Origin of the sequence: Labrys wisconsinensis (genome assembly GCF_030814995.1) — a bacterium.
GTDB classification, from domain to species: Bacteria; Pseudomonadota; Alphaproteobacteria; order Rhizobiales; family Labraceae; genus Labrys; species Labrys wisconsinensis.
The window spans coordinates 250,976-272,723 of the sequence record NZ_JAUSVX010000007.1 but is presented as its reverse complement, the minus strand read 5'-3'; the positions used below and the strand labels follow the sequence as shown (position 1 = coordinate 272,723).

At 69.2% G+C, this 21,748-nt stretch carries 17 protein-coding genes; 11 read left to right on the top strand and 6 right to left on the bottom strand.

The genetic code is table 11. The features are described from left to right. Positions 1–243 precede the first annotated feature (243 nt). A complete protein-coding gene (locus QO011_RS19925) occupies positions 244–1,536 on the bottom strand; it encodes an ABC transporter substrate-binding protein (RefSeq protein ID WP_307275395.1) in 1,293 nt (430 codons plus the stop codon). A gap of 196 nt (positions 1,537–1,732) precedes the next feature. On the opposite strand from QO011_RS19925, the gene QO011_RS19920 reads away from it, so the two are divergent. Continuing rightward, positions 1,733–2,746, top strand: a complete 1,014-nt coding sequence (locus QO011_RS19920) for a Gfo/Idh/MocA family protein (RefSeq protein ID WP_307275393.1) — start codon at positions 1,733–1,735, stop codon at positions 2,744–2,746. Between the two features lie 16 nt (positions 2,747–2,762). Next, complete coding sequence (locus tag QO011_RS19915; RefSeq protein ID WP_307275390.1) at positions 2,763–3,752, top strand: LacI family DNA-binding transcriptional regulator; 990 nt, start codon at positions 2,763–2,765, stop codon at positions 3,750–3,752. Between the two features lie 40 nt (positions 3,753–3,792). On the opposite strand, the gene QO011_RS19910 is transcribed toward QO011_RS19915, so the two are convergent. Next, the gene (locus QO011_RS19910; protein ID WP_307275387.1) at positions 3,793–4,371 is read right to left on the bottom strand and encodes a TetR/AcrR family transcriptional regulator; all 579 of its coding nucleotides are present in this window, start codon (positions 4,369–4,371) and stop codon (positions 3,793–3,795) included. Between the two features lie 216 nt (positions 4,372–4,587). Between QO011_RS19910 and QO011_RS19905 the strand changes: the two genes are divergently transcribed. The 3 genes from QO011_RS19905 to QO011_RS19895 are packed head-to-tail and all read left to right on the top strand — an operon-like array spanning position 4,588 to position 8,391. Beyond that, positions 4,588–5,085 carry a (2Fe-2S)-binding protein gene (locus QO011_RS19905; RefSeq protein ID WP_307275384.1) on the top strand — a complete coding sequence of 166 codons (498 nt, stop codon included), beginning with the start codon at positions 4,588–4,590 and terminating at the stop codon, positions 5,083–5,085. After that, on the top strand, positions 5,082–6,140 hold the full coding sequence (locus tag QO011_RS19900; protein ID WP_307275383.1) for an FAD binding domain-containing protein: 1,059 nt from the start codon (positions 5,082–5,084) through the stop codon (positions 6,138–6,140). Before QO011_RS19905 ends, QO011_RS19900 begins: the two co-directional genes overlap by 4 nt. Then, positions 6,130–8,391 carry a xanthine dehydrogenase family protein molybdopterin-binding subunit gene (locus QO011_RS19895; RefSeq protein WP_307275381.1) on the top strand — a complete coding sequence of 754 codons (2,262 nt, stop codon included), beginning with the start codon at positions 6,130–6,132 and terminating at the stop codon, positions 8,389–8,391. The genes QO011_RS19900 and QO011_RS19895 overlap by 11 nt, the downstream gene beginning before the upstream one ends. A gap of 125 nt (positions 8,392–8,516) precedes the next feature. Here the strand turns inward: QO011_RS19895 and QO011_RS19890 are convergent, their stop codons facing one another. The 3 genes from QO011_RS19890 to QO011_RS19880 all read right to left on the bottom strand — a co-directional run bounded on the left by QO011_RS19890 (position 8,517) and on the right by QO011_RS19880 (position 12,542). After that, the gene (locus tag QO011_RS19890) at positions 8,517–10,580 is read right to left on the bottom strand and encodes an elongation factor G (RefSeq protein ID WP_307275378.1); all 2,064 of its coding nucleotides are present in this window, start codon (positions 10,578–10,580) and stop codon (positions 8,517–8,519) included. Positions 10,581–10,878: 298 nt separating this feature from the next. Next, positions 10,879–11,040, bottom strand: coding sequence for a hypothetical protein (locus QO011_RS19885; protein ID WP_307275375.1), 162 nt, complete (start codon positions 11,038–11,040; stop codon positions 10,879–10,881). Between the two features lie 206 nt (positions 11,041–11,246). After that, entirely contained in the window at positions 11,247–12,542 is a 1,296-nt protein-coding gene (locus tag QO011_RS19880) for a glycosyltransferase family 87 protein (RefSeq protein WP_307275373.1), read from the bottom strand. Positions 12,543–12,764: 222 nt separating this feature from the next. Between QO011_RS19880 and QO011_RS19875 the strand changes: the two genes are divergently transcribed. From QO011_RS19875 to QO011_RS19855, 5 genes are all read left to right on the top strand, one after another. Continuing rightward, a complete protein-coding gene (locus tag QO011_RS19875; RefSeq protein WP_307275371.1) occupies positions 12,765–13,967 on the top strand; it encodes a pyridoxal phosphate-dependent aminotransferase in 1,203 nt (400 codons plus the stop codon). Between the two features lie 54 nt (positions 13,968–14,021). After that, complete coding sequence (locus tag QO011_RS19870; protein ID WP_307275369.1) at positions 14,022–14,636, top strand: TIGR02466 family protein; 615 nt, start codon at positions 14,022–14,024, stop codon at positions 14,634–14,636. A gap of 216 nt (positions 14,637–14,852) precedes the next feature. Then, a complete protein-coding gene (locus QO011_RS19865) occupies positions 14,853–16,646 on the top strand; it encodes an ABC transporter ATP-binding protein/permease (protein ID WP_307275367.1) in 1,794 nt (597 codons plus the stop codon). A 12-nt stretch (positions 16,647–16,658) separates the two neighbouring features. Beyond that, entirely contained in the window at positions 16,659–17,954 is a 1,296-nt protein-coding gene (locus tag QO011_RS19860; protein WP_307275365.1) for a glucoamylase family protein, read from the top strand. A gap of 120 nt (positions 17,955–18,074) precedes the next feature. Continuing rightward, a complete protein-coding gene (locus tag QO011_RS19855) occupies positions 18,075–18,302 on the top strand; it encodes a hypothetical protein (RefSeq protein WP_307275363.1) in 228 nt (75 codons plus the stop codon). 143 nt (positions 18,303–18,445) lie between these two features. On the opposite strand, the gene QO011_RS19850 is transcribed toward QO011_RS19855, so the two are convergent. Next, complete coding sequence (locus QO011_RS19850; RefSeq protein WP_307275359.1) at positions 18,446–19,216, bottom strand: helix-turn-helix domain-containing protein; 771 nt, start codon at positions 19,214–19,216, stop codon at positions 18,446–18,448. Between the two features lie 173 nt (positions 19,217–19,389). On the opposite strand from QO011_RS19850, the gene QO011_RS19845 reads away from it, so the two are divergent. Next, the gene (locus tag QO011_RS19845) at positions 19,390–21,747 is read left to right on the top strand and encodes a marine proteobacterial sortase target protein (RefSeq protein WP_307275357.1); all 2,358 of its coding nucleotides are present in this window, start codon (positions 19,390–19,392) and stop codon (positions 21,745–21,747) included. The last annotated feature ends 1 nt before the right edge of the window (position 21,748 follow it).

The window sequence follows — 21,748 nt, the reverse complement described above, 5'->3', positions numbered from 1 at the left end:
CGGGCTTCGCCCCATCCGGAAAAGTCTAGTCCCTCACCCCTACCCCTCTCCCGGCCGGGAGAGGGGAGGCGCGCTCTTCTCGCTCGGCTATTCCTGTGCCTCATCTTAGCGCCCATGTGGCCACGTTTGGACGTCATCGGCACGTCCCGGCATTCGCTATGCTCTTATCGAAACAAAAAGTGGGAGAAGCGGCGGGGGTCTGCCGCTTCTCCCCTCGAACGGCGATCGCAGCTGACGGGGAGGTCATTTCACCGCGTCGTCGCCGAGTACCTCCTTGACATAGTCGATCAGGATCTTCTGGGCGCCGGCTGCGTCGGTCTGCTTGCGTAGCAGCGCTTCGGTCGCCCGCCCGACACCCTCCGACACCGCCGAGAAACCGGCCGCCTGCTTGAGGAAGACGCCCTTGTCGGCCGCCGCATGGATCGGCACCAGCTCGGTCAGCTTCTGGAACTCCGGATCGGCGGCGGCGTCCTTGCGTGCCGGGATGTTGCCGATATGGGCGGCATAGGAGACTTCGGTCGGCAGCGAGCCGATCTCGAACAGCACCTTCTTGGCGAGCTCGACATTCGCCGCCTTGGCATTGACCGCCCAGGGCGCGGCCAGGTTGGCGAGCACGAACTGGCCGCCGTTCTGGCCGGGAATGGTCCAGGTGCCGACCACCTTTTCGACATTGGGGATCGGGTTCTTGCTCTCCCGGCCCCAGTCGAAGATGTAGCACCATGAGCCGCAGGTGGTCGCGACCACCTTGCCGGCCGGGAACATCTCGTATTTCGGGATCACCCAGGGTTCCGGCCCGAGCAGCGGCTGGATCGGCATGAGGTCGTTGTCGATCAACTGCTTGTAGACGTCGAAGACGTCCCGGATGCCTTCGCCGGACAGGTCGAGCTTGCCGTCGGCGGTGGCCAGCTGCGGCGTCTTGGAGCCGACGAGGAGGTGCTGGAAGCCCTCCTCGAAGGCGCCGCTGCCCCAGGAGATTCCGGCCGGGAACAGCAGGCCGTACTGGCCGGTCTTGGCCTTGATCTCCTTGGCGCGGTCGATCAGCTCCTGCCAGGTCTTGGGCTGCTCGGTGGAGATGCCGGCCTTCTCCAGGACGTCGCGGCGGAAATAGATCTGCTGGATGCCGAGCATGGAGGGCAGGACATAGGTCTCGCCGTCGGGGCTGACCGCCAAATGCTTGGCGACGTCGTAGAGATGGTCGTAGCCCTCCCAGGCCTTCAGCTCCTTGCCGATCGGCGCGAGATAGCCGGCGGCCGCCATGTCGGCGACGAAGCTGGTGCTCGGCACGGAGAAGATGTCGGGCCCGTTGCCGGCGCCGAGCTCGGTCAGGAGCTTGGTGACGTAGTCCTTGTCCGGGGAGGGATATTCGACCACCTCGACCGTGACGCCGTATTTCTTCTCGATCACGGCCACCGTCGCCTTCATCGCGTCGATGCCCGCCTGGCCGTGATTGGCGATGCGGATGGTCTCGGCTTGCGCCGCCGCGACAGCCAGGCCGAGTCCGGCGGCCAACAGGCCTGCCCAGAGCGCCTTCCTCATTCGTCCCTCCGTTTTTGCTTCGCGGCCACCCTTCGTTGGCCTGGCCAAAACTGTACACGTGTTTCCAGTTCCGGCAAGATCAGATTTTAGGATTCTCGCTTATCCGATCAATATCTTGATTTCATGAATGATTTTATGGATTGCGGCCAGAGACGGTTTGTGTAACCGTGTGCACAAATCCAGGGAGAAAGCGGACATGTCCCGTCCAATGCGGCTCGGAGTGATCGGTGCCGGGCTGAAGGCCGCCGACTATGCCAGGGGCTGGGTGCACATGCCGGAGGTCGCCTTCGTCGCCGCGGCGGATGTCAGCGGCGCCTCCCTTGCCCGTCTGGCCGGGATCTGCACGGCCGCCGGCCGGCCGGCTCCGCACGGGTTCGAGGATTTTCGCGGGATGCTGGCGGCCTGCGCCGGCGAGCTCGACGCCGTCTATGTGTCGACCCCGCACGCGCTGCATGCCGAGCAGGCGATCGCCGTCGTCGAGGCCGGGCTGGATCTTCTGCTGGAGAAGCCGATGGTGACGACCGTCCCGGAGGCGCAGCGGCTGGTCGAGGCCCAGCGCCGGAGCGGCGCCACCGTGGTGATCGCCTTCCAGGGCGGCCTGTCCCCGCTGGTGCTCGACACGCAGCGCCGCGCCAGGGGCGGGGAGTTCGGCGAGCTGGTCAGCGTCGCCGCTGTCATCTGGGAAGGCTGGTCGAACGCCTATGCCGGCCACTGGAAGCAGCGCCCGGAGCTGTCGGGCGGCGGCTTCATGTTCGACACCGGCGCCCACATGATGAACACGGTGTGCCTGCTGGCCGACGCCGATTTCGACCGCGTCTCCGCCTATATGGGCCATCGCGGCAAGCCGGTCGACATCGTCTGCGCCGTCTCCGCCCGGCTCGAAGGCGGGGCGCTCGTCACCTTTACCGCGGCCGGCGAGGGGCCGCCCGGCTGCGCCTCCCACATCACGCTGTTCTATGCCGGGGCGATCGTGCGGATCGACGCCTGGGGCGGCTGGCGCGAGATCAGCGTGGCGGGACGGGCGGCGGTGCGGGAGGAGGCGGAGATCCGCGACAATCCGATGAAGAGCTTCCTGGCGATCCGTTCCGGCGCGGCGCCGAATTCCTCGACGGTCGACAACGGCCTGCGTTTCGCGCGGCTCTGGGATGGGATAAAAGCCTCCGCCGCGCAGGACGGAGCGTCGATCCGCATCGGCGCAGAGACCAGCTAGGACGCCATCGGAGACGATGACCAAGAAGCGCATCACCTCGAAGGACCTGGCCAAGCTCGCCAGCGTCTCCTCGGCGACGATCTCCCGGGCGTTCTCGCCGGATTCGCGCATCAGCCGGGCGACGCGCGAGCGCATCCTCGCCGCCGCCCGCGAGCACGGCTACCAGCCGAACGCGATTGCCCGCTCGCTGAACAACCAGCGTTCGCGCCTCGTCGCCCTGGTCGTCAACGCCATCGGCAATCCCTGCGAGGCCGAGGAGCAGCAGCTCCTGGTCCACCGCCTGCAGGCGCGCCAGCTCCTGCCGATCATCCTGTGCTGCGGCGATCATGAGGACCGGCTGCAGCTCATGCGCCTGGCCTCGACCTACCAGGTCGACCATGTCGTGGTCTTCTCGGACATGGTGTCGATGCAGGATGCCGTCGACATCTTCCACACCACCCGCCCGATTATCGTATCGTTCGAGCCGCTGCAGAACGCGGCGGTGTCGCACATCCGCATCGACGGCGCCCGGGCAGCCGCCGAGGTCATCGCCAAGGTCGTCGGCGACGGCCGCCGGCGCTTCGCCTATCTCTCCGGCCGCGGCTCGAGCTGGATCGACAAGCTGCGCCGAGGCTGGTTCGCCGATGCGCTGGCGCAGCATGGCCTCGCCTTCGAGGCCGAGGCGCTCGGCGACTATTCCTATGAGGCCGGATTCAAGGAGGCGGTACTGCTGCTGCGCCGCTTCAAGGTCGATGCGATCGTCTGCGGCAACGACGTCATGGCGATCGGCGCCCGCGATGCCGCGCGCAGCGTGCTCGGTCGGCGCATCCCGGAGGATGTCGCCATCGTCGGCCAGGACGGCATCGCCATGGCCGCCTGGGAGAGCCACGACCTGACCACCCTCAGCCTCGACCATGCCGCCTTCATCGACGCCATCATCGACCTGATCGAACGCCACGAGAAGACGGCGGACGCCGGGCACAGCACGACGCTGAACTGCACCGTGCGCTGGGGATCGACGGCTTAGCGACCGTTGCGCAGCGTCCGATCTGAAAATCGCTGCTGCCTCAGCGCTTGCGCAATCCGTCGACGAAAATATCCACGAGGCGTAGCGCGCTCGACTGCCATTCGCTCGTGCCCTGCGAGTAGAAGATGCCGACAAGAGTGCGCAGGATATCGTCCGGCGGCACGTCAGGCCGGATCTCGTTCGCAGCGATCGCCCGATCGAGGAGCAGGCCGATTGCGCCGCTCAGGCGTTCGAAAGAATAGGCCTTCAGGTCGGACGAGCCATGCGCGACCAGCTGGAGCGCCTCGATCATGCCCTTCTTGGTTGCGACCAGGCGGACATTGGCATGCAGCCACGTCCGGAGGGCCTCGACGGGGTTGCCACCGCCGGCGAGCTGTTCGGCAAGGTCGCCGAGGTGATCGACCTCGTGGCGATAGACCGCTTCGAACAGCGCTTCGCGCGTCGGAAAATGTCGATAGAGCGTGCCGATGCCAACCCCGGCTTGCCGTGCCACCGTCTCCAGGCTCGCCTGCGGGCCGCCGGCGCTGAAGACTTGCGTTGCTGTTTCGAGCAGAAGCTCGCGATTGCGGATGGAATCGGCACGCAGCTTGCGGGTCGGTTTTGCGGTCTCAGCAGCCATCTTCTTTCAAACAGGTTCTTTCGGACGGTTTCGCCCCCTTGATAAACGGAGGCAAGCTCCATATAAGTAAGGGGCGGATCGGAAAGACGCGCGAGGAAGCGCGCTTCGAATCCAGCCCCTACGAAGCGTTCGCGTTGGATGGCTTCCCTCGCATCCCATCAGCTTGTTCGGGGCTCTGATCCAGACATCACAAACACTGACTGGAGTACTCGCCTCATGTCACTCTCCATCAGCTTCACCGTCAATGGCCAGTCACGAGCGATGGATCTCGACGACCCACGCGTGATGCTGCTCGATCTGTTGCGCGAACGTCTGGATCTGCCCGGCAGCAAGAAGGGCTGCGACCGCGGTCAGTGCGGCGCCTGCACCGTGCTGGTCGACGGGCGGCGCATCAATTCCTGCCTCGCGCTCGCCGCCAGCCTCGACGGCGCCGAGATCATCACGATCGAAGGGCTCGCTGACGGTCCCGAGCTCCATCCGGTCCAGGCGGCCTTTATCGCTCACGACGCCTTCCAGTGTGGATACTGTACCCCCGGCCAGATCATGAGCGCTGTTGGCCTCATCTCGGAAGGCCAGGCGGGCGACGATCCCGAGCGCATCCGTGAATTGATGAGCGGCAATATCTGCCGCTGCGGGGCCTATCAGGGCATCACCGAGGCCGTGCAGGACGCGCAGAAGATCCTCGCCGAGCGTCATCGGAGGAACGCGGCATGAACCGCTTCGACTATGTCAGGCCCTCCACCCTTGCGGAGGCGGTGGTTGCCGGCGCCGAGCCGGGCTCGGCCTATCTCGCCGGCGGCACCAATCTGCTCGACCTGATGAAGGTGGGCGTAGCCAGGCCCGAACGCCTCATCGACATCTCGCGGCTACCCGGCCTCGACCGAACCGAATGGCTTGCCGATGGCGGCGTGCGCATCGGCTCGCTCGTTCGCAATGCCGACCTCGCTTATGCCCCACGCTTCGCGCGGACTTTCCCGTCCGTCGCCGAGGCACTGCTGTCGGGCGCGTCCGCCCAGCTCCGCAATGCGGCAACCGTGGGCGGCAATCTCCTGCAGCAGACGCGTTGCGCCTATTTCCATGATCGCGCCAGCGCCTGCAACCGGCGCGCCGCAGGCTCGGGCTGCGACGCACGCGAGGGCGAGAACCGGCTTCACGCCGTGCTCGGCTGGAGCGAGGCCTGCATCGCCACCCATCCTTCCGATTTCTGCGTGCCGCTGGTGGCGCTGGATGCCGTGATCGAAGTCGAAGGACCTCGTGGTGCGCGCGAGATCGCCGTCGAGTCCCTGCATCGTCTGCCCGGTGCCACGCCGCAACGGGGGACGGCGCTGGAACCCGGCGAATTGATCGTCGCGCTGAGGCTTCCCGCGCAGGCGGGCGTCTTCGCACGGCATGCGCGCTACCTGAAGCTGCGCGAACGAACCTCCTATGCCTTTGCAGTGGTGTCGGCCGCCGTCGCGCTGGACATGAAGGACGGGGTGATCCGCGAGGCGCGCCTTGCGCTCGGCGGTGTCGCGCCCAAGCCCTGGCGGGCTCGGGAGGCCGAGACCTTGCTGGAGGGCACCCGGCCCTCGGCAGCCGCCTTCGCTGGAGTGGCCGAACTGGCTCTCGCCGAAGCACGGCCATCCGGCGACAACGCCTTCAAGATCGAACTGGCGCGCCGCATCTGCGCGCGTGCGCTGGCCCTCGCATCGGAAGGAACGCCGGACGTCATGCCCGCGCTGCCGGCTTCGCCCTTCTCCACCAGCCCCGGAGCGATCCATGCCGCATGAGGCCGCGACCATACCGACCCCGTACCGCCGCCATGGCTCCAATGCCGGCCAGCCCCTGACGCGCCGCGACGGTCCGCTCAAGGTCACCGGCCGCGCTACCTTCGCCGCCGACAACCATCCCGAAGGCATGCTCTATGCCGTCACGGCCGTCAGCGGCATTGCTCGCGGGCGAGTGACGTTCCTCGATGTCGATGCGGGCAAGGCCCATCCTGGGGTCGTCGAGGTCATGACGCCGGCCAACCGGCCGCCCCTGGCGCATGATCCGAACGAGAAGATGGCGCCCTTCGGGTTCCGGGTGGAAGTGTTGCAGGACGACACGGTGCGCTATGCCAACCAGCCGATCGCGCTGGTGATCGGTGAGACGCTGGAAGCGGCGACCGAAGGCGCCCTCCTGCTCAATCCCCGCTATGACGTCGCGAGCGCCCGAACCACGCCGGAGAGCGGCCTGCGCTACGATCTCGCCGTTGTCGGCGTCGGCGCTCCCGCCAGAACAGCCCATGGCGATCTCGAAGCAGGCTTTGCAGCGGCCAGCGTCATCACGGAGGCCGAGTATGTCACGCCCCCGCAATACCATAACGCCATGGAGCCTCACGCCGTCGTGGCACAGTGGGATGGTGACCACCTGACCCTCGACATGCCCAACCAGGCCATGGCCCTGAGCTGCGTGGCCTACGGGGCCTATTTCGGCATTCCGGCCGAGAACATCCTGATCCGCTCGCCCTTTCTTGGCGGCGGTTTCGGCTCAAAGGCGATCCTCAACGGACCGCAGATCCTCGCTATCCTGGCGGCGCGCATGCTGAAGCGGCCCGTCAAGCTCGTTCTCACGCGGGCCCAGATGTACGGGCCTGTCGGGCATCGCGGCAGCACCTGGCAGACCTTGCGCCTGGGCATGGACGAGGAGGGGCATCTCACGGCGCTGCATCATCATGCCCTCTGCGCCACCTCCAGCTTCGACGATTTCATCGAGCCGGCGGCGAATGCCTCGCTGCCGCTTTATGCGAGCCCGGCCATCCTTGCCGAGCACACCGGCTTGCGGCTCGACATCGGCACGCCGGGGCCGATGCGCGCACCGGGGGAGGCTTCCGGATCGGCGGCGCTCGAGGTCGCGATGGACGAAGCCGCTCATGCCTGCGGCATGGATCCGCTCGAGTTCAGGCTCGCCAACTATGCCGAGACCGAGCCCGGCACCGGGAGGCCCTTTTCCTCCAAGTCGCTGCGCGAATGCTATGCCGAAGGCGCCAAGCGCTTCGGCTGGTCCGGCCGTCCCTTGCAGCCGCGGCAGATGCGGGATGAAAACGGCTTCCTTGTCGGCTGGGGCATGGGGACCGCCGTGTTCCACTGCCCGCATTTCCCGGCCGAGGCCCGCGCGACGCTTCGGGATGATGGCACCGCGCTGGTCGAGACATCAGGCGCCGATATGGGGCAGGGGGCCTGGACCGCTCTCGCCCAGATCGCCGCCGAGGCGCTCGGCCTCGATCCCGACCAGGTGGAGTTCCACTCCGGCCGGTCGAGCCTGCCGGATGGCGGCATAGCCGGCGGCTCCGGCCATACGGCCAGCGCAGGGCTTGCGCTCAACAATGCCGGCGAGGATGCCATCGCCCGGCTCGCCGAGCTCGCAACGTCCGATCCCCGGTCGCCGCTGTTCGGCGCCGGCAATATCGGCGTGGTCGCCCGCGGCGGACGGCTGCATCGCCGCGACGATGACCGCCACGGCGAAAGCTATGCCGCGATCCTCAAGCGCGCCGGCCGGGCCCAGGTGGTCGGCACGGCGAGGGCCATGCGCGATCCGGCGGCTGCCCAGGCCCACGCGATGTTCTCGCACGGCGCCGTCTTCGCCGAGGTGAAGGTCGATCCCGATCTCGGCCAGGTTCGTGCCACCCGCCTGGTCGGCGCCTTCGCGGCCGGCCGCATCATCAATCCCCGCCTGGTGCGCAGCCAGTATTTCGGCGGAATGATCTGGGGCGCTTCCTTTGCGTTGCTTGAGGAGGCGATCACCGACCGCAGGACCGGGCGGATCATGAACGCCGACCTCGCCGAGTACCACGTGCCCGTCAATGCCGACGTGCCCGCTCTGGATGCGATCCTGATCCCGGAGGAGGACCCCTATGTCAATCCGCTCGGCGTGAAGGGTGTCGGCGAGATCGGCATCACGGGGACAGTGGGCGCGATCGCCAATGCGGTGTGGCACGCCACCGGCAAGCGCGTCCGGCGCTTCCCGATCCGGATCGAGGATCTTGTCATTGCGCGTTGATCGGCAAGACCGATCATCGCGCAGCGATCGAGCTGGCGCGAGCGTATGCGTGACCCCGAGCCAACGAAAAGGGTCTCGCGCAGCGGCAGACGCCCGCCCCGCCAGTAGCGGAACGGGCGCGGGCGCTACTGCGCGGCCTGCCTGGACGCGACGATCTGGTCGGCCTGGCGGCCGATCAGCTCGGCGAGATGGTCGAACTTGGCGCAGAACGTGCCGACCCCGGCGGTGGCCGAGCGCAGCTCGATGATCAGGTCGGTCATCTCCGATTCCGGGATCAGCGCCTGCACCACGTCCCAGCCGTCCCAGCCGTCCCGGGCGTCGAAGCCGAGGATCTGGCCGCGGCGGGAGGAGACGATGGCGTTGGCCTTCGCCGTGGCCTCGGAGGGCACGGAGATCTGCACCGACAGCACCGGCTCCAGCAGCACCGGCTGGCAGGCCGGCATGGCCTCGCTCATGGCGATGCGCGCCGCCATCTGGAAGGCCATGTCGGAGCTGTCGACCGTGTGGTAGGAGCCGTCGGTCAGCGTCACGCCGACATCGACCACGGGGAAGCCGAGCGGCCCGCGCCGGAGATATTGCCGCGTGCCCTCCTCGACCGAGGGGATGTACTGGCGCGGCACGGCGCCGCCCGTCACCTTGTCGATGAAGGCGAAGCCCTCGCCGCGCGGCAGCGGCGCGATGTCGACCACCACGTCGCCGAACTGGCCGTGGCCGCCGGACTGCTTCTTGTGGCGGCCGCGCACGCCGTTGGCGGCCTTGCGGATGGTCTCGCGATAGCCGACCTGCGGCGGATAGGCCTCGATCGCCACGCCGAACTTCGAGGACAGCCTCTCCACCGCCACGCGCAGATGCATCTCGCCCTGGCCGCGCAAGATGGTCTCGCCGAGCTCGGTGTTCTGCTCGACGATGAGCGAGGGATCCTCATCGGTCAGCTTCTGCAGGGCGGCGGAGAGCTTGACGTCGTCCTTGCGGTCGCGGGCGTGCAGGGCGAGCGCGAGGACCGGCGCGGGCAGGGGCGGCGCCGGCAGCGGCTTGGCCGGCTTGCCGGCGCTGAGCGCATCGCCGGTGCGGGCCATGTCGAGCCGGCCGAGGGCGACGGTGTCGCCCAGCGCGGCCACGGGCACCTTCTGCGCGGTCTGGCCCATCAGCCGCGACAGGCCGGCGACGCGGCCGCTGTCGCCGGCCGAATTGGTGAGCACGGCCCCGTCCTGGAAGCCGCCGCGCAGAACGCGGGTGAGCGACAGCTTGCCGGCATGGGCGGTGTGGATGGTCTTCATGACATGGCCGAGCGGGTCGCCGCCGGCCGGCACGCCGAGCCGCGCCAGGGTCTGCGCCATGCCGGGAGCCTCGTGCCGGAGCGCCTTCATCAGCCGCAGCATGCCGTTGCCGTGCAGCGCCGAGCCGATCAGCACGGGCACGGCCAGGCCGTCGCGCAGCTCATGGGCGAGGTCGTCGAACACCCGGTCGCGCGGCGGCTCGACCTCCTCGAGCAGCTCCTCCATCAGGCGGTCGTCATGGTCGGACAGCCGCTCCAGCATGGAGAAGCGCGCCTCCTTCTCCTGGTCGCGCTCGTCCGGCGGGATCTCGACCACGCGCGAAGCCGCATGCTCCTGGTAGATGAAGGCGCGCTCCAGCGCGAGGTCGATATAGCCCACCGCGATGCCGTCCTTCCAGATCGGGATCTGGCGCAGCAGCAGCGGCACGCGCGAGGCCGGCTGCAGCACGGGCAGCGTGTCGCGCACGCTCTGGCTGCCGCTGTCGATCTTGTTGAGGAACAGGAAGCGCGGGATCTTGCGCTCCTCCAGCTCGCGCAGGACCAGCTGCAGGGCGGGCACCTTCTTCTCGTCGGCCTCGCAGACCACCACCGCCGCGTCGATCGCCGGCAGCACGCCGCGCATCTCCGGCAGGAACTCCACCGAGCCGGGGCAGTCGACGAAGGTGTAGGTGTCGCCCATGAAATCGACCGAAGCGATGTTGGCCTCCACGCTCATGGCGTGGGCGCGGGCTTCGGCGCCGCCGTCGCCGACGCTGGTGCCGGCGCTCACCGAGCCCTGCCGCTGCACCGCGCCCATCCGCGCCAGGATGGCTTCGAGAAGGGTCGTCTTGCCGCTCTGGAACGGGCCCACGAGGGCGATGCATCGCGGACCCCCGCGACCTCTGCCGTCCATCGATCCATTGCTGTCAGCCATGGCGTTGCCTCCTGCCAAACCGCGTTGTCACCCCCGACCTTCGCGCGCGCTCTGCGGCGCGCTCGGCAGGGTTTCGGCATCTCGCCCGCGGATGGGCCCGGAGGATCGCGAAGCCCTGCTGCCGGAATGCTCGCGCCGTTTGCTTAGCCTGGCAAGAGGAAATGGCGGCCGAATCCGCTGGTTTCGGCAGGGATATCGGCCTCGCCGGGACAGACTCGACAAGGAAAGACGCCGGATGGTTGGGGGAACCATCCGGCGCTTCATGACGACCGTCTTCTGTCTTTCACCGTGAGGGGGGTCAGGCGAAAAATCCGGCGGTCGCCGTTACGGCGGTCGCGGCGACGAGGAGCGCCACCAGCCAGACGGAGATCATCAGCTGTCGCGCCGCCTCGTCGGCAGACACGCGCATGGCGCGGGTCTGGGGGCGGGGGAGGCGCAGGGCACGATCGACGCTGGTCATCTAGGGTTCCTCGAGCAATGGGCGATGCCGCCCTGAACTTGCCGCAACCGATACGTCCACCACTGTCGGCGCGCGGTGTGTTTTCGCACGCCTCGCAACTTCAACGGGCCGCACCGGACGTCGGTTCCATGCCCATGGCGAATAAATTGGCCGACGATCCCGGCGGCGGTTGGTCGCAATCGCGGCCCCGCCTCGCAGAAGTTGTGTCAATATCGCGACGGTGGCCCTGCCGGCCCGGCGGCGCCGAAAGCGGGCTCGCGCCCCCGCCGGTCGAGGTCGGCAATCCCGCCCAGGCCGGCCGCGGCGGCGAAGGCGAACAGGACGAGCAGCACCAGCGTCCCCAAGGGCACGCCGGTCGCCCACATCGTCATGCGCGCGACCAGTGGCGTGATCCAGACCAGGGCCAGGAGCGAGCGCTCATAGGGCCGGAAGCCGTCGCGCAGCCCCCGGGCCGCCAGGAAGGCGAGGGCCGGGCCGAGCACGACCATGTCGTAGTCGAGGCTGTAGGGCGTCGCCAGCAGCGATCCCGAGAGCAGCACCGCCGCCTTCCATTCGAACGCCGCGCGGGAACGCCAGACGAGGACGACGCAGGCGGCGACGGCCGCCGTGACGATCGCCTGCAGGCCATAGGCCAGCTCGACGCCGGCGCCGAGGGCGCGGGCGGCGGCGAACACGGTCTGGATCTTGTGCCAGCCGGTCGCGCCCTGCTCGAGCACGACGCTGCGCGTCAGCGCCAGGCTGTCGGCAAAGGCGCGCCAGACGTCCGGCCCGAACAGCGCCGTCGCCGCGGCGCTCAGGCCGAGCACCGCCGCCGCGGCCGCCGCGATCGCCCGCCATCGTCCGCCGGCGACCAGGGCGAGCGGCACGAGCAGGCCGAATTGCGGCTTGTAGCACAGCGCTCCGAGCAGCAGCCCGGCCAGCACCGGGCGCCGGTCGAGCAGCAGCAGGCCGAAGCCGAACAGGCCGGCGGTGAGGAAGCCGTTATGGCCGTGGGCGATGTTGATGAACACCGCGGGGAAGGCGAGCACCGCCCAGAAGCGGCCGAAGTCCGGGCCCGGCCGCGCCGCGCCGTCCGGCGCCGTCCGGACGATGCCGGCGATGCTCAGGAGATAGAGCGGCAATGTCGCGCCCTGCCAGGCCGCGAGCGCGGCGAGATAGGGCATGAGGGCCAGCAGCGCGGCGACGGCGAGGAACATCGGCGGATAGTGCCAGCCGTAATAGGGCGTCGCCGGCCCGAACACCGCCTGCTCGACGTCGTGGTGCGCCGTCCAGTCGTAGGCGTCGGCGGCGCGGCCTTCCAGCACCAGCTCGCCGGCGGCATAGACGTTGGAGAAATCCGTGCCGATCGGCTGGCCGTCCGCGGCGTTGAGCCCGTCCGACATCGCCAGCATATGGCCCAAGGCCAGGACCGACATGACGAGGACGATCAGGGGATAGACGCGGATGCGCTCCGCCGTGAGCCAGGTGCCGTCGCGCAGGGCGGTGAAGAGCCGGGATGCCATGGGCCTGCATAGCACCCATCCGTTTATGCCCGGTTTCGCCGCGGCTTTGTCTTGAGCCGCCGCGTGCGCGGTTTCGCCGCGGCTTTGTCCTTGAACCGCCGCGGCTGCGTGACTAATCAGGACGCGCGTGGACCCGGGGGCTGCCCTCCGGGCCTCGTGCCGCGCCGCCGATCGCTCGAGGGCGCGCCGCGCTGCCCTTCAATCCTGTGGAGCTCGCCTGCAATGGCCTTCTTCTCCGACGCCCTTTCGCGCATCAAGCCCTCCGCCACCATCGCGGTGACGCAGAAAGCGCGCGACCTCAAAGCGGCGGGGCGGGACGTGATCTCGCTGTCGGTCGGCGAGCCCGACTTCGACACGCCCGAGAACATCAAGCAGGCCGGCATCGAGGCGATCCGGCGCGGCGAGACCAAGTATCCGCCGGTGTCCGGCATCACGCCGCTGCGCGAGGCCATCGCCCGCAAGTTCAAGCGCGAGAACAATCTCGACTACAAGCCGGCCCAGACCATCGTCGCCACCGGTGGCAAGCAGATCCTGTTCAACGCCTTCATGGCGACGCTGAACGCCGGCGACGAGGTGATCGTGCCGGCGCCCTATTGGGTGAGCTATCCCGAGATGGTCTCGGTGTGCGGCGGCACGCCGGTCTTCGCCATGACCCGGCTGGAGGAGAGCTTCAAGCTCACCGCCGCCGAGCTGGAGCGGGTGATCACGCCCAGGACCAAGTGGCTGGTGCTCAACTCGCCCTCCAACCCCTCGGGCGCGGCCTACAGCCATGCCGAGATGAAGGCGTTGACCGACGTGCTGGTGCGCCACCCCCATGTCTGGGTGCTGACCGACGACATGTACGAGCACCTGGTCTATGGCGACTTCAAGTTCGTCACGCCGGCCGAGGTCGAGCCGGCGCTCTACGAGCGCACGCTGACCATGAACGGCGTCTCGAAAGCCTATGCCATGACCGGCTGGCGCATCGGCTACGCCGCCGGGCCGCTGGCGCTGGTCAAGGCCATGGACACGCTGCAGGGCCAGCAGACCTCCGGCGCCTGCACCATCGCCCAATGGGCTTCGGTCGAGGCGCTGGACGGCACGCAGGAGCACCTGCCGCGCTTCAGGAAGGCGTTCGAGGAGCGGCGCGACCTGGTCGTCTCCATGCTCAACCAGGCCCGGGGCCTCACCTGCCCGACGCCGGAGGGCGCCTTCTACGTCTATCCCTCCTGCGCCGGCACCATCGGCAAGACCGCGCCGAGCGGCCACGTCATCCGCAGCGACGAGGATTTCGTCACCGAGCTGCTCGAAGCCGAGGGCATCGCCGTGGTGCACGGCTCGGCCTTCGGGCTCGGGCCGAACTTCCGCCTGTCCTACGCCACCTCCAACGAGCTGCTGGAGGAGGCGGGCCGGCGCATCCAGCGGTTCTGCGGCAGCCTGCGCTGACCCGCCGCGGAGCGGATCCCGCATCCGCCCCGCGCCCGGATCGAGCCGATCGCCATGGCCAGCACCAAGACGCTGTTCGTCACCAAGGTCTATCGCGCCGAGCTCGACGAGGCGGCGATGCCGCTGGCCGAGCTCGACGCCACCTGCCGCTCGCTCGCCGAGGACGACGAGGCCGGGCAGGCCTGGTGCCGCAGGCACGACTATCCCGGCTATACCTCCTATGCCTCGCTGGAGGATCTGCCCTGGCGCTATCCCGCGTTCAAGAGGCTGGTGAAGGCCCTGGACGCCCATGTCCATGCCTTCGCCAAGGACCTGGAGTTCGATCTCGGCCGCGAGAAGCTGAAGCTGGACGCGCTCTGGGTCAACGTGCTGCCGCCCGGCGGCGTCCACACGGCGCATATCCATCCCCGCTCCGTGATCAGCGGCACCTGCTATGTCTCGACGCCGGCCGGGTCGAGCGCCCTCAAGTTCGAGGATCCGCGCCACGGCCTGATGATGGCGGCGCCGCCGCGCAAGGCCAAGGCCGACATCGCCCAGCGCGCCTTCGTCTACGAGGCGCCGGCGCCGGGCACGCTGCTCCTGTGGGAGAGCTGGCTGCGGCATGAAGTCCCGCTCAACCAGGCCGATAGCGAGCGGATCAGCATCAGCTTCAACTACCGTTGGCGCTGAATGCGGCGCGCATCGGCGCCGAATCGTGCGACAAGGGAGTGAGGAGGGGCCGCGAAACCTTTTGCGCGTTCCCATGTTGTGGGGGAGACGCAGAGCCGGTTTGGAGAGCGCCGACCGCGAGAAGGGCTGCCGCGAGCGGCCGCAAGGCGTATCCTGATCAGGTCGACCGAAATCCGAGGCCCGGCGGCGGGCCGCGGCCAGCCGTGGATCGGGGTCATGGACGAGCAAAGCCGTGAGTTGCCCGACGCCCTCTCCGAGATCGAGGAGGCGGCGCAGGCGCGCCTCTCCTCCCAGCTCAGGATGATGATCCGCGCGCTCTTGGCTTCGCCCCAGCGCAACCGGCTCTTCCTGCTCGGCGGCGCCATCTTCTGCGTCATCGTCGCCACCGCCTATGGCCAGATCCGGCTGAACAGCTGGAACCAGCCCTTCTACGATTCCCTGGCCCGCCGCGACTTTCCGACCTTCCTCAACCAGCTCCTGGTCTTCGTCATGATCGCCGGCGGCCTGCTGGCGCTCAACGTCTTCCAGACCTGGCTCAACCAGATGACCAAGCTCAAGCTGCGCGAGAGCCTGGCCGGCGACCTCATCGGCGAGTGGATGGAGCCGCGGCGCGCCTTCCGCCTCGCCAATGCCGGCGCCATCGGCGTCAATCCGGACCAGCGCCTGCACGAGGACGCGCGCCACCTCACCGAGCTTTCCACCGACCTCGGCATCGGCCTGCTGCAGGCCTCGATCCTGCTGGTGAGCTTCATCGGCGTGCTGTGGTCGCTGTCCAGCGGCTTCATCTTCCATATCGGCGGCTATCACCTGTCCATCCCCGGCTACATGGTGTGGTGCGCGGTGATCTATGCCGGCTCCGCCTCCTGGTTCAGCTGGCGCGTCGGCCGCCCGCTGATCCGCCTCAACGCCGAGCGCTACGGCCGCGAGGCGGACCTGCGCTTCTCGCTGATGCGGGTCAACGAGAACGTCGACGCCATCTCGCTCGCCGGCGGCGAGCCCGACGAGCGCCGCCGCCTGCTCAACGACCTCGGCGACGTGCTCGCGGCGATGCGCCGCCTCGCCACCGCCCTGACCAACCTGACCTGGCTGACCGCCGGCTATGGCTGGTTCACCATCGTCGCGCCGATCCTGGTGGCGACGCCGGTCTATTTCGCCGGGAACCTGTCCCTCGGCGGCCTGATGATGGCGGTGGGCGCCTTCAACCAGGTGCAGTCGTCGCTGCGCTGGTTCGTCGACAATTTCAGCGTCATCGCCGACTGGCGGGCGACGCTGCTGCGCGTCGCCAGCTTCCGCCGCGCCATGCTCGCCGCCGACGTGCTGCAGACCGGCCACCACCGGATCGAGGTGGTCGAGAACCAGGAGGAGCGCCTCACCTTCGACGAGGTCGAGATCAGCTCCAAGGGCGGGGCCACGGCGCTGCGCGAGCGCCAGGTGGCGATCGAGGCCGGCGAGCGCGTCCTGATCGTCGGCGCGGCCGGCGTCGGCAAGACCCTGCTGTTCCGCGTCCTCGCCGGCCTGTGGCCCTGGGGCCACGGCCGCATCGGCCTGCCGCGCGGCCAGGCGATCACCGCCATGCCGCGCACGCCCTACATCCCGCCGGGCCGCCTGCGCGACGTGCTGTCCTACCCCTCGGCGCCGGAGACCTTCGCCGAGCCCGACCTCGTCGCGGCGCTCGGCAGCGTCGGCCTGGACCGCTTCGCCGCCGACCTCGACCGCCAGGCCCGCTGGGACCGCGAGCTCACGGAGGGCGAGCAGCAGCGCCTGGCCTTCGCCCGGCTCAGGCTGCACAAGCCGCGCTGGGTGCTGATCGACGAGGCGCTGGACGCCCTCGACGACGACGCCCGCCAGCGCGTCGCCGCCATCCTGCGCGACGACCTGCCGGAGGCCGCGATCATCAATATCGGCCGCGCCGAGCCGCATGACCGTCTGTTCCCGCGCGTGCTGCATCTCGTCAAGCGGTCCGGACGGCGCTATGCCGACACATCGTCGCAAGCCCGCGCCGCCTCCTGAAGGAATGCCTCCATGGCCCGATCGAAGCGTCCCGCTCCCGCCGCCCTTGCCGACCTGCCGGATGACGCGCTGCTGGAAGCGGTGCAGCGCCAGACCTTCGGCTTCTTCTGGGAGGGCGCCCACCCCGTCAGCGGCATGGCGCGCGACCGCACGACCACCACGGCCGACCCCGACAACGACCTGGTCGCCCTCGGCGCCACCGGCTTCGGGGCCATGGCGCTGATCGTCGCCGCCGACCGCGGCTGGGTCAAGCGCGAGGCGGCGGTGGAGCGCCTGGTGCGCATCCTCGCCTGCCTCGACCGGGCCACCTGCTATCACGGCTTCTTTCCGCATTTCATGAACGGCGATACCGGCGCCACCATCCGCTTCAGCCGCAAGGACGATGGCGGCGACCTGGTCGAGACCGCATTCCTGTTCCAGGGCCTGCTCTGCGCCCGCCAATATTTCGACCGCGACACGCCGGCCGAGCGGCAGGCGCGCGACGTGATCACCCGGCTCTGGCGCGAGACCGAGTGGAGCTGGCACACCCGGGACGGCCGCAAGGTGCTGACCTGGCACTGGAGCCCGACCAACGGCTTTGCCCTCGACCACGAGATCCGCGGCTGGAACGAGTGCCTGATCGCCTATGTCCTCGCCGCGTCCTCGCCCCTCTACGGCGTTCCGGCCGACGTCTATCACCGCGGCTATACCAACGGGCGGGACTTCACCAATGGCCGCACCTATCACGGCACGACGCTGCCGCTCGGGCCCGACCATGGCGGGCCGCTGTTCTTCTCGCACTATTCCTTCTGTGGCCTCGACCCGCGCGGCCTCAAGGACCGCTATGCCGACTATTGGCAGCAGAACGTCGCCCACACCCGGGTCAATTACGACTATTGCGTCGCCAATCCGCAAGGCCACGAGGGCTACGGCCCGGACTGCTGGGGCCTGACGGCGAGCGATGATCCCGACGGCTATGTCGCGCACGCGCCCGACAACGACAACGGCACCATCTCGCCGACGGCCGCCCTGTCGAGCCTGTGCTACGCGCCGGCGGAATCGATGCGGGCGATGCGCCATTTCCTGCGCCGCCACGGCGACCGCGTCTGGGGCCGCTTCGGCTTCGTCGACGCCTTCTGCGAGAGCCGCGACTGGTTTGCCGACACCTATATCGGCATCGACCAGGGGCCGATCGTCGTCATGATCGAGAACCACCGCACCGGCCTGTTGTGGAAGCTGTTCATGGCCATCCCCGAGATCAAGGCCGGGCTGGTCAAGCTCGGCTTCACCAGCCCGCACCTGGAGGGGACGCCGGCGCCGATCACCTGACGACGAGCCGTCGCAGCCGTCGGCCAGAATTGCTATTCTGTCCAACGAGGGATCTCCGTGTTGAAAGCAACCCCTGAAGCCCGATCCGCGCCGAGTCCGTCCAGCCTGAGGCGTCGGACGGTGATCGATGCGGCGCGTCAGCTTGGTCTGCTCGACGGCGAGGACAGCCGGATCGCAGGGCGGATCCGGCGCGACCTCCTCGCGGCCGCGAAGCAAAAGTCCGGAATCGCCTCCGATATGGAGTTGCTGGAATACGCGCTCGCAAAGGTCGTGCTGGAAGATGACTTCGGGACGAAGCTCGTGCACCGCAAAGGCCGGATCGCAAAAGACGTCGACCTTGAGTTTTGATCTGAGGCGTGCTCTGCGGCGGATCAAGCCGCAGCGTGCGGCGGGTTCGGTCCGTTTCGACCAGCTCCTGCCGGCAGACCGCGTGCTCCTCTACGAGCAGACATAGCCCCGGCCGATCAGCGCCGGCTCGGAGCGTCTCGCCGTCAACCGCGCGGGCTGGCCAGGAACATGGCGAAGCCGTCCTCCGTCACCTTGGCGAGCTGGTCGCGATAGGCGCTGTACCAGCGCTCGGCCGGCGTCACCCGCCCGAAGGCCGGGACGGCGGCGCCGGGCCCGATCGGCACCAGGGCGATCGGCGCCGAGACCGGGGTGAGCTGCGAGCCGCGGCCGGCCTGCAGCGTGGTGAGGATGCCGTACATCGCGCCGGCGATGGTCGGCCGTCCCAGCACGATCAGCCGGTGCTGGCCGTGCCGGTTGGTGACGAGATAGATGTGGCCGGACTGGTTCGGCACCGAGACCGAGCCGAACTGGGTGAAGGCGGTGTCGAGCCGCTCGCTCTCGCGGAAGGCCAGCGCTTCGGCCTGCTCGTCCCAGCCGATCTCGGTGCGGTAGGCGTAGATGGCGCCGACATCGCCGAAGGAGGGGCGCAGGGTGAGATAGCTGCCCTCGATCCAGCGCACCGCCGGCCGGGCATAGGAGCCCAGCGCGTCCGGCGCCAGGCCGCCTGACGAGGCCGGCGCAGCGTCCTCGGCCCGCCGCAGCCGCACGCCGAGCGCCTCCTCCAGGCGGATGGTGGTCGCGAGCGTGAAGGGCCGCCGGCCGGCGAGCGCCTTCTCCAGCGTCGAGATGCTGATCCTGGCCTCGTCCGCCAGCCGCTGCCGGGAGATGCGCCGGCGCGCCAGCGCCTCGCGCACGGCCGCGGCGATGGCCCGGCTCTGCTCGTCGGAAAAGGCGCTGTCCGCCACCAGCGTCATGCCGTCCTCCGTTCCGCACAAATCCGCACAGTGCCGCACGCTTCGGGCGGCCGCAAGGCGGGGCCGGCGGATCGCTGCCGAACAAGGCCGGTCTTGCGGCTCGTGCCCGACAGCCGCCCGGGCGATCAAGGAGGCGAGGCCGTCCGAGGCCCCGTCAGGTCCAGGGATATCCGATGAGCACACCCGTTCTCCTCGCCGCGCCGCCGCGGCACCCGCCCAGCCCCCGCGCGGTGTCGCACCGCGCGGCTCGCGCGGCCCTGCGCCGCGCGGTCCTTGCCGCCGCCGAGATCGCGGCCTTCGCCACCCTCTTCATCTTCGTCACGTTGCTCGCCTGCGCCGCCGCGGCCCGGGCCGAGGGACGCGCGATCGAGGTTGCGCCGCAGTTCGTCTCGCCCGACGACATGAAGTCCGGCTCCCTGCTGCTGCAGGGCACGCAGGAAGGGCGCTTTGTCGAGGCGCCGAAGCTCGGCACCGACGTCGACCTGACGGTGAGCGGTCCGACCATCCGCGCCCGCCTCACCCAGATCTTCCACAACCCGACCAAGGGCTGGGTGGAGGGCGTCTATGTCTATCCCCTGCCGGAGGGGGCGGCGGTCGACACCCTGAAGATGGTGATCGGCCGCCGCGTCGTCGTCGCCGACGTCCGGAAGCGCGAGGAGGCCAAGCGCATCTACGAGGATGCCAAGGCCGCCGGCCAGAAGGCGGCCCTGATCGAGCAGGAGCGGCCCAACATCTTCACCAACTCGGTCGCCAATATCGGGCCCGGCGAGACGGTGGTGGTGCAGATCGAGTACCAGGAGCCGGTGCACCAGGCCGGCGACGTCTTCTCGCTGCGCGTGCCGCTGGTGGTCGCGCCGCGCTACAATCCCGGCCCGGCCATCGTGCAGAGCGCCGATTTTTCCAAGGAGGGCGGCGGCTGGGGCACCACGGTCAGCGACCCCGTGCCCGACCGCGCCCGCATCGAGCCGCCGGTGCTCGACCCGCGCAAGGCCGGGCCGATAAACCCGGTGAGCATATCGGTGAAGCTGCAGGCGGGCTTCCCCCTCGGCGAGGTCAAGAGCTCGTTCCACCAGGTCAAGATCGACGCGCCCGCGCCCGACACCCGCGTGGTCGCCCTCGACGGCGGCATGGTGCCGGCCGATCGCGACTTCGAGCTGACCTGGCAGGCCGCCGCGACCGGCGCGCCGGCCGTCGGCCTGTTCCGCGAGCATCTCGGGCAGAACGACTATCTCCTCGCCTATGTCACCCCGCCGCCCGGCGTCCAGGCCGAGACCGAGCAGCGCCCGCGCGAGGTCACCTTCGTCATCGACAATTCCGGCTCCATGGGCGGGCAGTCGATGATCCAGGCCAAGGCGAGCCTCGCCTATGGCCTCGGCCGCCTCAAGCCGGCCGACCGCTTCAACGTCATCCGCTTCGACGACACCATGACGGCGCTGTTCCCCGACACCGTGCCGGCCGACGCCGAGCACCTCGCGCAGGCCCAGAGCTTCGTCTCCTCGATCGAGGCCAATGGCGGCACCGAGATGGTGCCGCCGATGCAGACGGCGCTGACCGATCCCAGGCCGGGCGATACCGGCTTCCTGCGCCAGGTCGTGTTCCTGACCGACGGCGAGATCGGCAACGAGCAGCAGCTCTTCGACACGATCTCCGCCGGGCGCGGGCGCTCGCGGGTGTTCATGGTCGGCATCGGCTCGGCCCCCAACACCTATCTGATGACGCGCGCCGCCGAGCTCGGCCGCGGCACCTACACCGCCATCGGCTCGATCGACCAGGTGCAGGACCATATGCGCGCCCTGTTCGACAAGCTGGAGAGCCCGGTCGTCACCAACCTCACCGCCACCCTCTCCGCCGGCGGCGCCGACATGACGCCGTCCGCCCTGCCGGACCTCTATCGCGGCGAGCCGCTGGTGCTGGCCGCCCGGCTCGGCAAGCCCGCCGGCACGCTGGAGATCAGGGGGATGATCGGCAGCCGGCCTTGGGTGGTGACGCTGCCGGTCGACAAGGCGGCCCCCGGGAAGGGCCTGTCGAAGCTCTGGGCCCGGCGCAAGATCGCCGACGCGGAGGTGGCGCAGACCCTGCGCCAGATCACGCCCGACGAGGCCGACAAGCGGATCCTGGCCCTGGCGCTCGAGCACCATCTCGTCACCCGGCTCACCAGCCTGGTCGCCGTCGACCGCACGCCGAGCCGGCCGGAGGCCGAGCGCCTCACCCGCGCCGACCTGCCGCTGAACCTGCCCGCGGGCTGGGACTTCGACAAGGTCTTCGGCCGCGACGGCGAAGCCGCGCCGCGTCCCGAGCCGATCCCGGGCCAGCGCCGTGCCGACGTCGACGATCCCGTCAGGCTGGCGGACGCCTCGGCCGGCATCGCCGTCGCCGTCAAGCCCGTGCAGATCGGCCAGGGCACCCGCAGCGCCCAGGTGCGGCTGCCCCAGACCGCGACCGATGCCGAGCTGCGCCTCGCTGCCGGCCTGGCGCTGCTCGCCCTCAGCCTCGGCCTGCTCCTGGCCGGCCGCCGCCGGGCGGTCGCCTGAC

Bases quoted from the DNA above. Each gene is read 5' to 3' on its own strand.
- QO011_RS19920 (WP_307275393.1), top strand. From the start codon at position 1,733: ATGTCCCGTCCAATGCGGCTCGGAGTGATCGGTGCCGGGCTGAAGGCC.
- QO011_RS19885 (WP_307275375.1), bottom strand. From the start codon at position 11,040: ATGACCAGCGTCGATCGTGCCCTGCGCCTCCCCCGCCCCCAGACCCGC.
- QO011_RS19925 (WP_307275395.1), bottom strand. From the start codon at position 1,536: ATGAGGAAGGCGCTCTGGGCAGGCCTGTTGGCCGCCGGACTCGGCCTG.
- QO011_RS19865 (WP_307275367.1), top strand. From the start codon at position 14,853: ATGGACGAGCAAAGCCGTGAGTTGCCCGACGCCCTCTCCGAGATCGAG.
- QO011_RS19900 (WP_307275383.1), top strand. From the start codon at position 5,082: ATGAACCGCTTCGACTATGTCAGGCCCTCCACCCTTGCGGAGGCGGTG.
- QO011_RS19890 (WP_307275378.1), bottom strand. From the start codon at position 10,580: ATGGCTGACAGCAATGGATCGATGGACGGCAGAGGTCGCGGGGGTCCG.
- QO011_RS19875 (WP_307275371.1), top strand. From the start codon at position 12,765: ATGGCCTTCTTCTCCGACGCCCTTTCGCGCATCAAGCCCTCCGCCACC.
- QO011_RS19895 (WP_307275381.1), top strand. From the start codon at position 6,130: ATGCCGCATGAGGCCGCGACCATACCGACCCCGTACCGCCGCCATGGC.
- QO011_RS19880 (WP_307275373.1), bottom strand. From the start codon at position 12,542: ATGGCATCCCGGCTCTTCACCGCCCTGCGCGACGGCACCTGGCTCACG.
- QO011_RS19870 (WP_307275369.1), top strand. From the start codon at position 14,022: ATGGCCAGCACCAAGACGCTGTTCGTCACCAAGGTCTATCGCGCCGAG.
- QO011_RS19915 (WP_307275390.1), top strand. From the start codon at position 2,763: ATGACCAAGAAGCGCATCACCTCGAAGGACCTGGCCAAGCTCGCCAGC.
- QO011_RS19850 (WP_307275359.1), bottom strand. From the start codon at position 19,216: ATGACGCTGGTGGCGGACAGCGCCTTTTCCGACGAGCAGAGCCGGGCC.
- QO011_RS19845 (WP_307275357.1), top strand. From the start codon at position 19,390: ATGAGCACACCCGTTCTCCTCGCCGCGCCGCCGCGGCACCCGCCCAGC.
- QO011_RS19910 (WP_307275387.1), bottom strand. From the start codon at position 4,371: ATGGCTGCTGAGACCGCAAAACCGACCCGCAAGCTGCGTGCCGATTCC.
- QO011_RS19860 (WP_307275365.1), top strand. From the start codon at position 16,659: ATGGCCCGATCGAAGCGTCCCGCTCCCGCCGCCCTTGCCGACCTGCCG.
- QO011_RS19905 (WP_307275384.1), top strand. From the start codon at position 4,588: ATGTCACTCTCCATCAGCTTCACCGTCAATGGCCAGTCACGAGCGATG.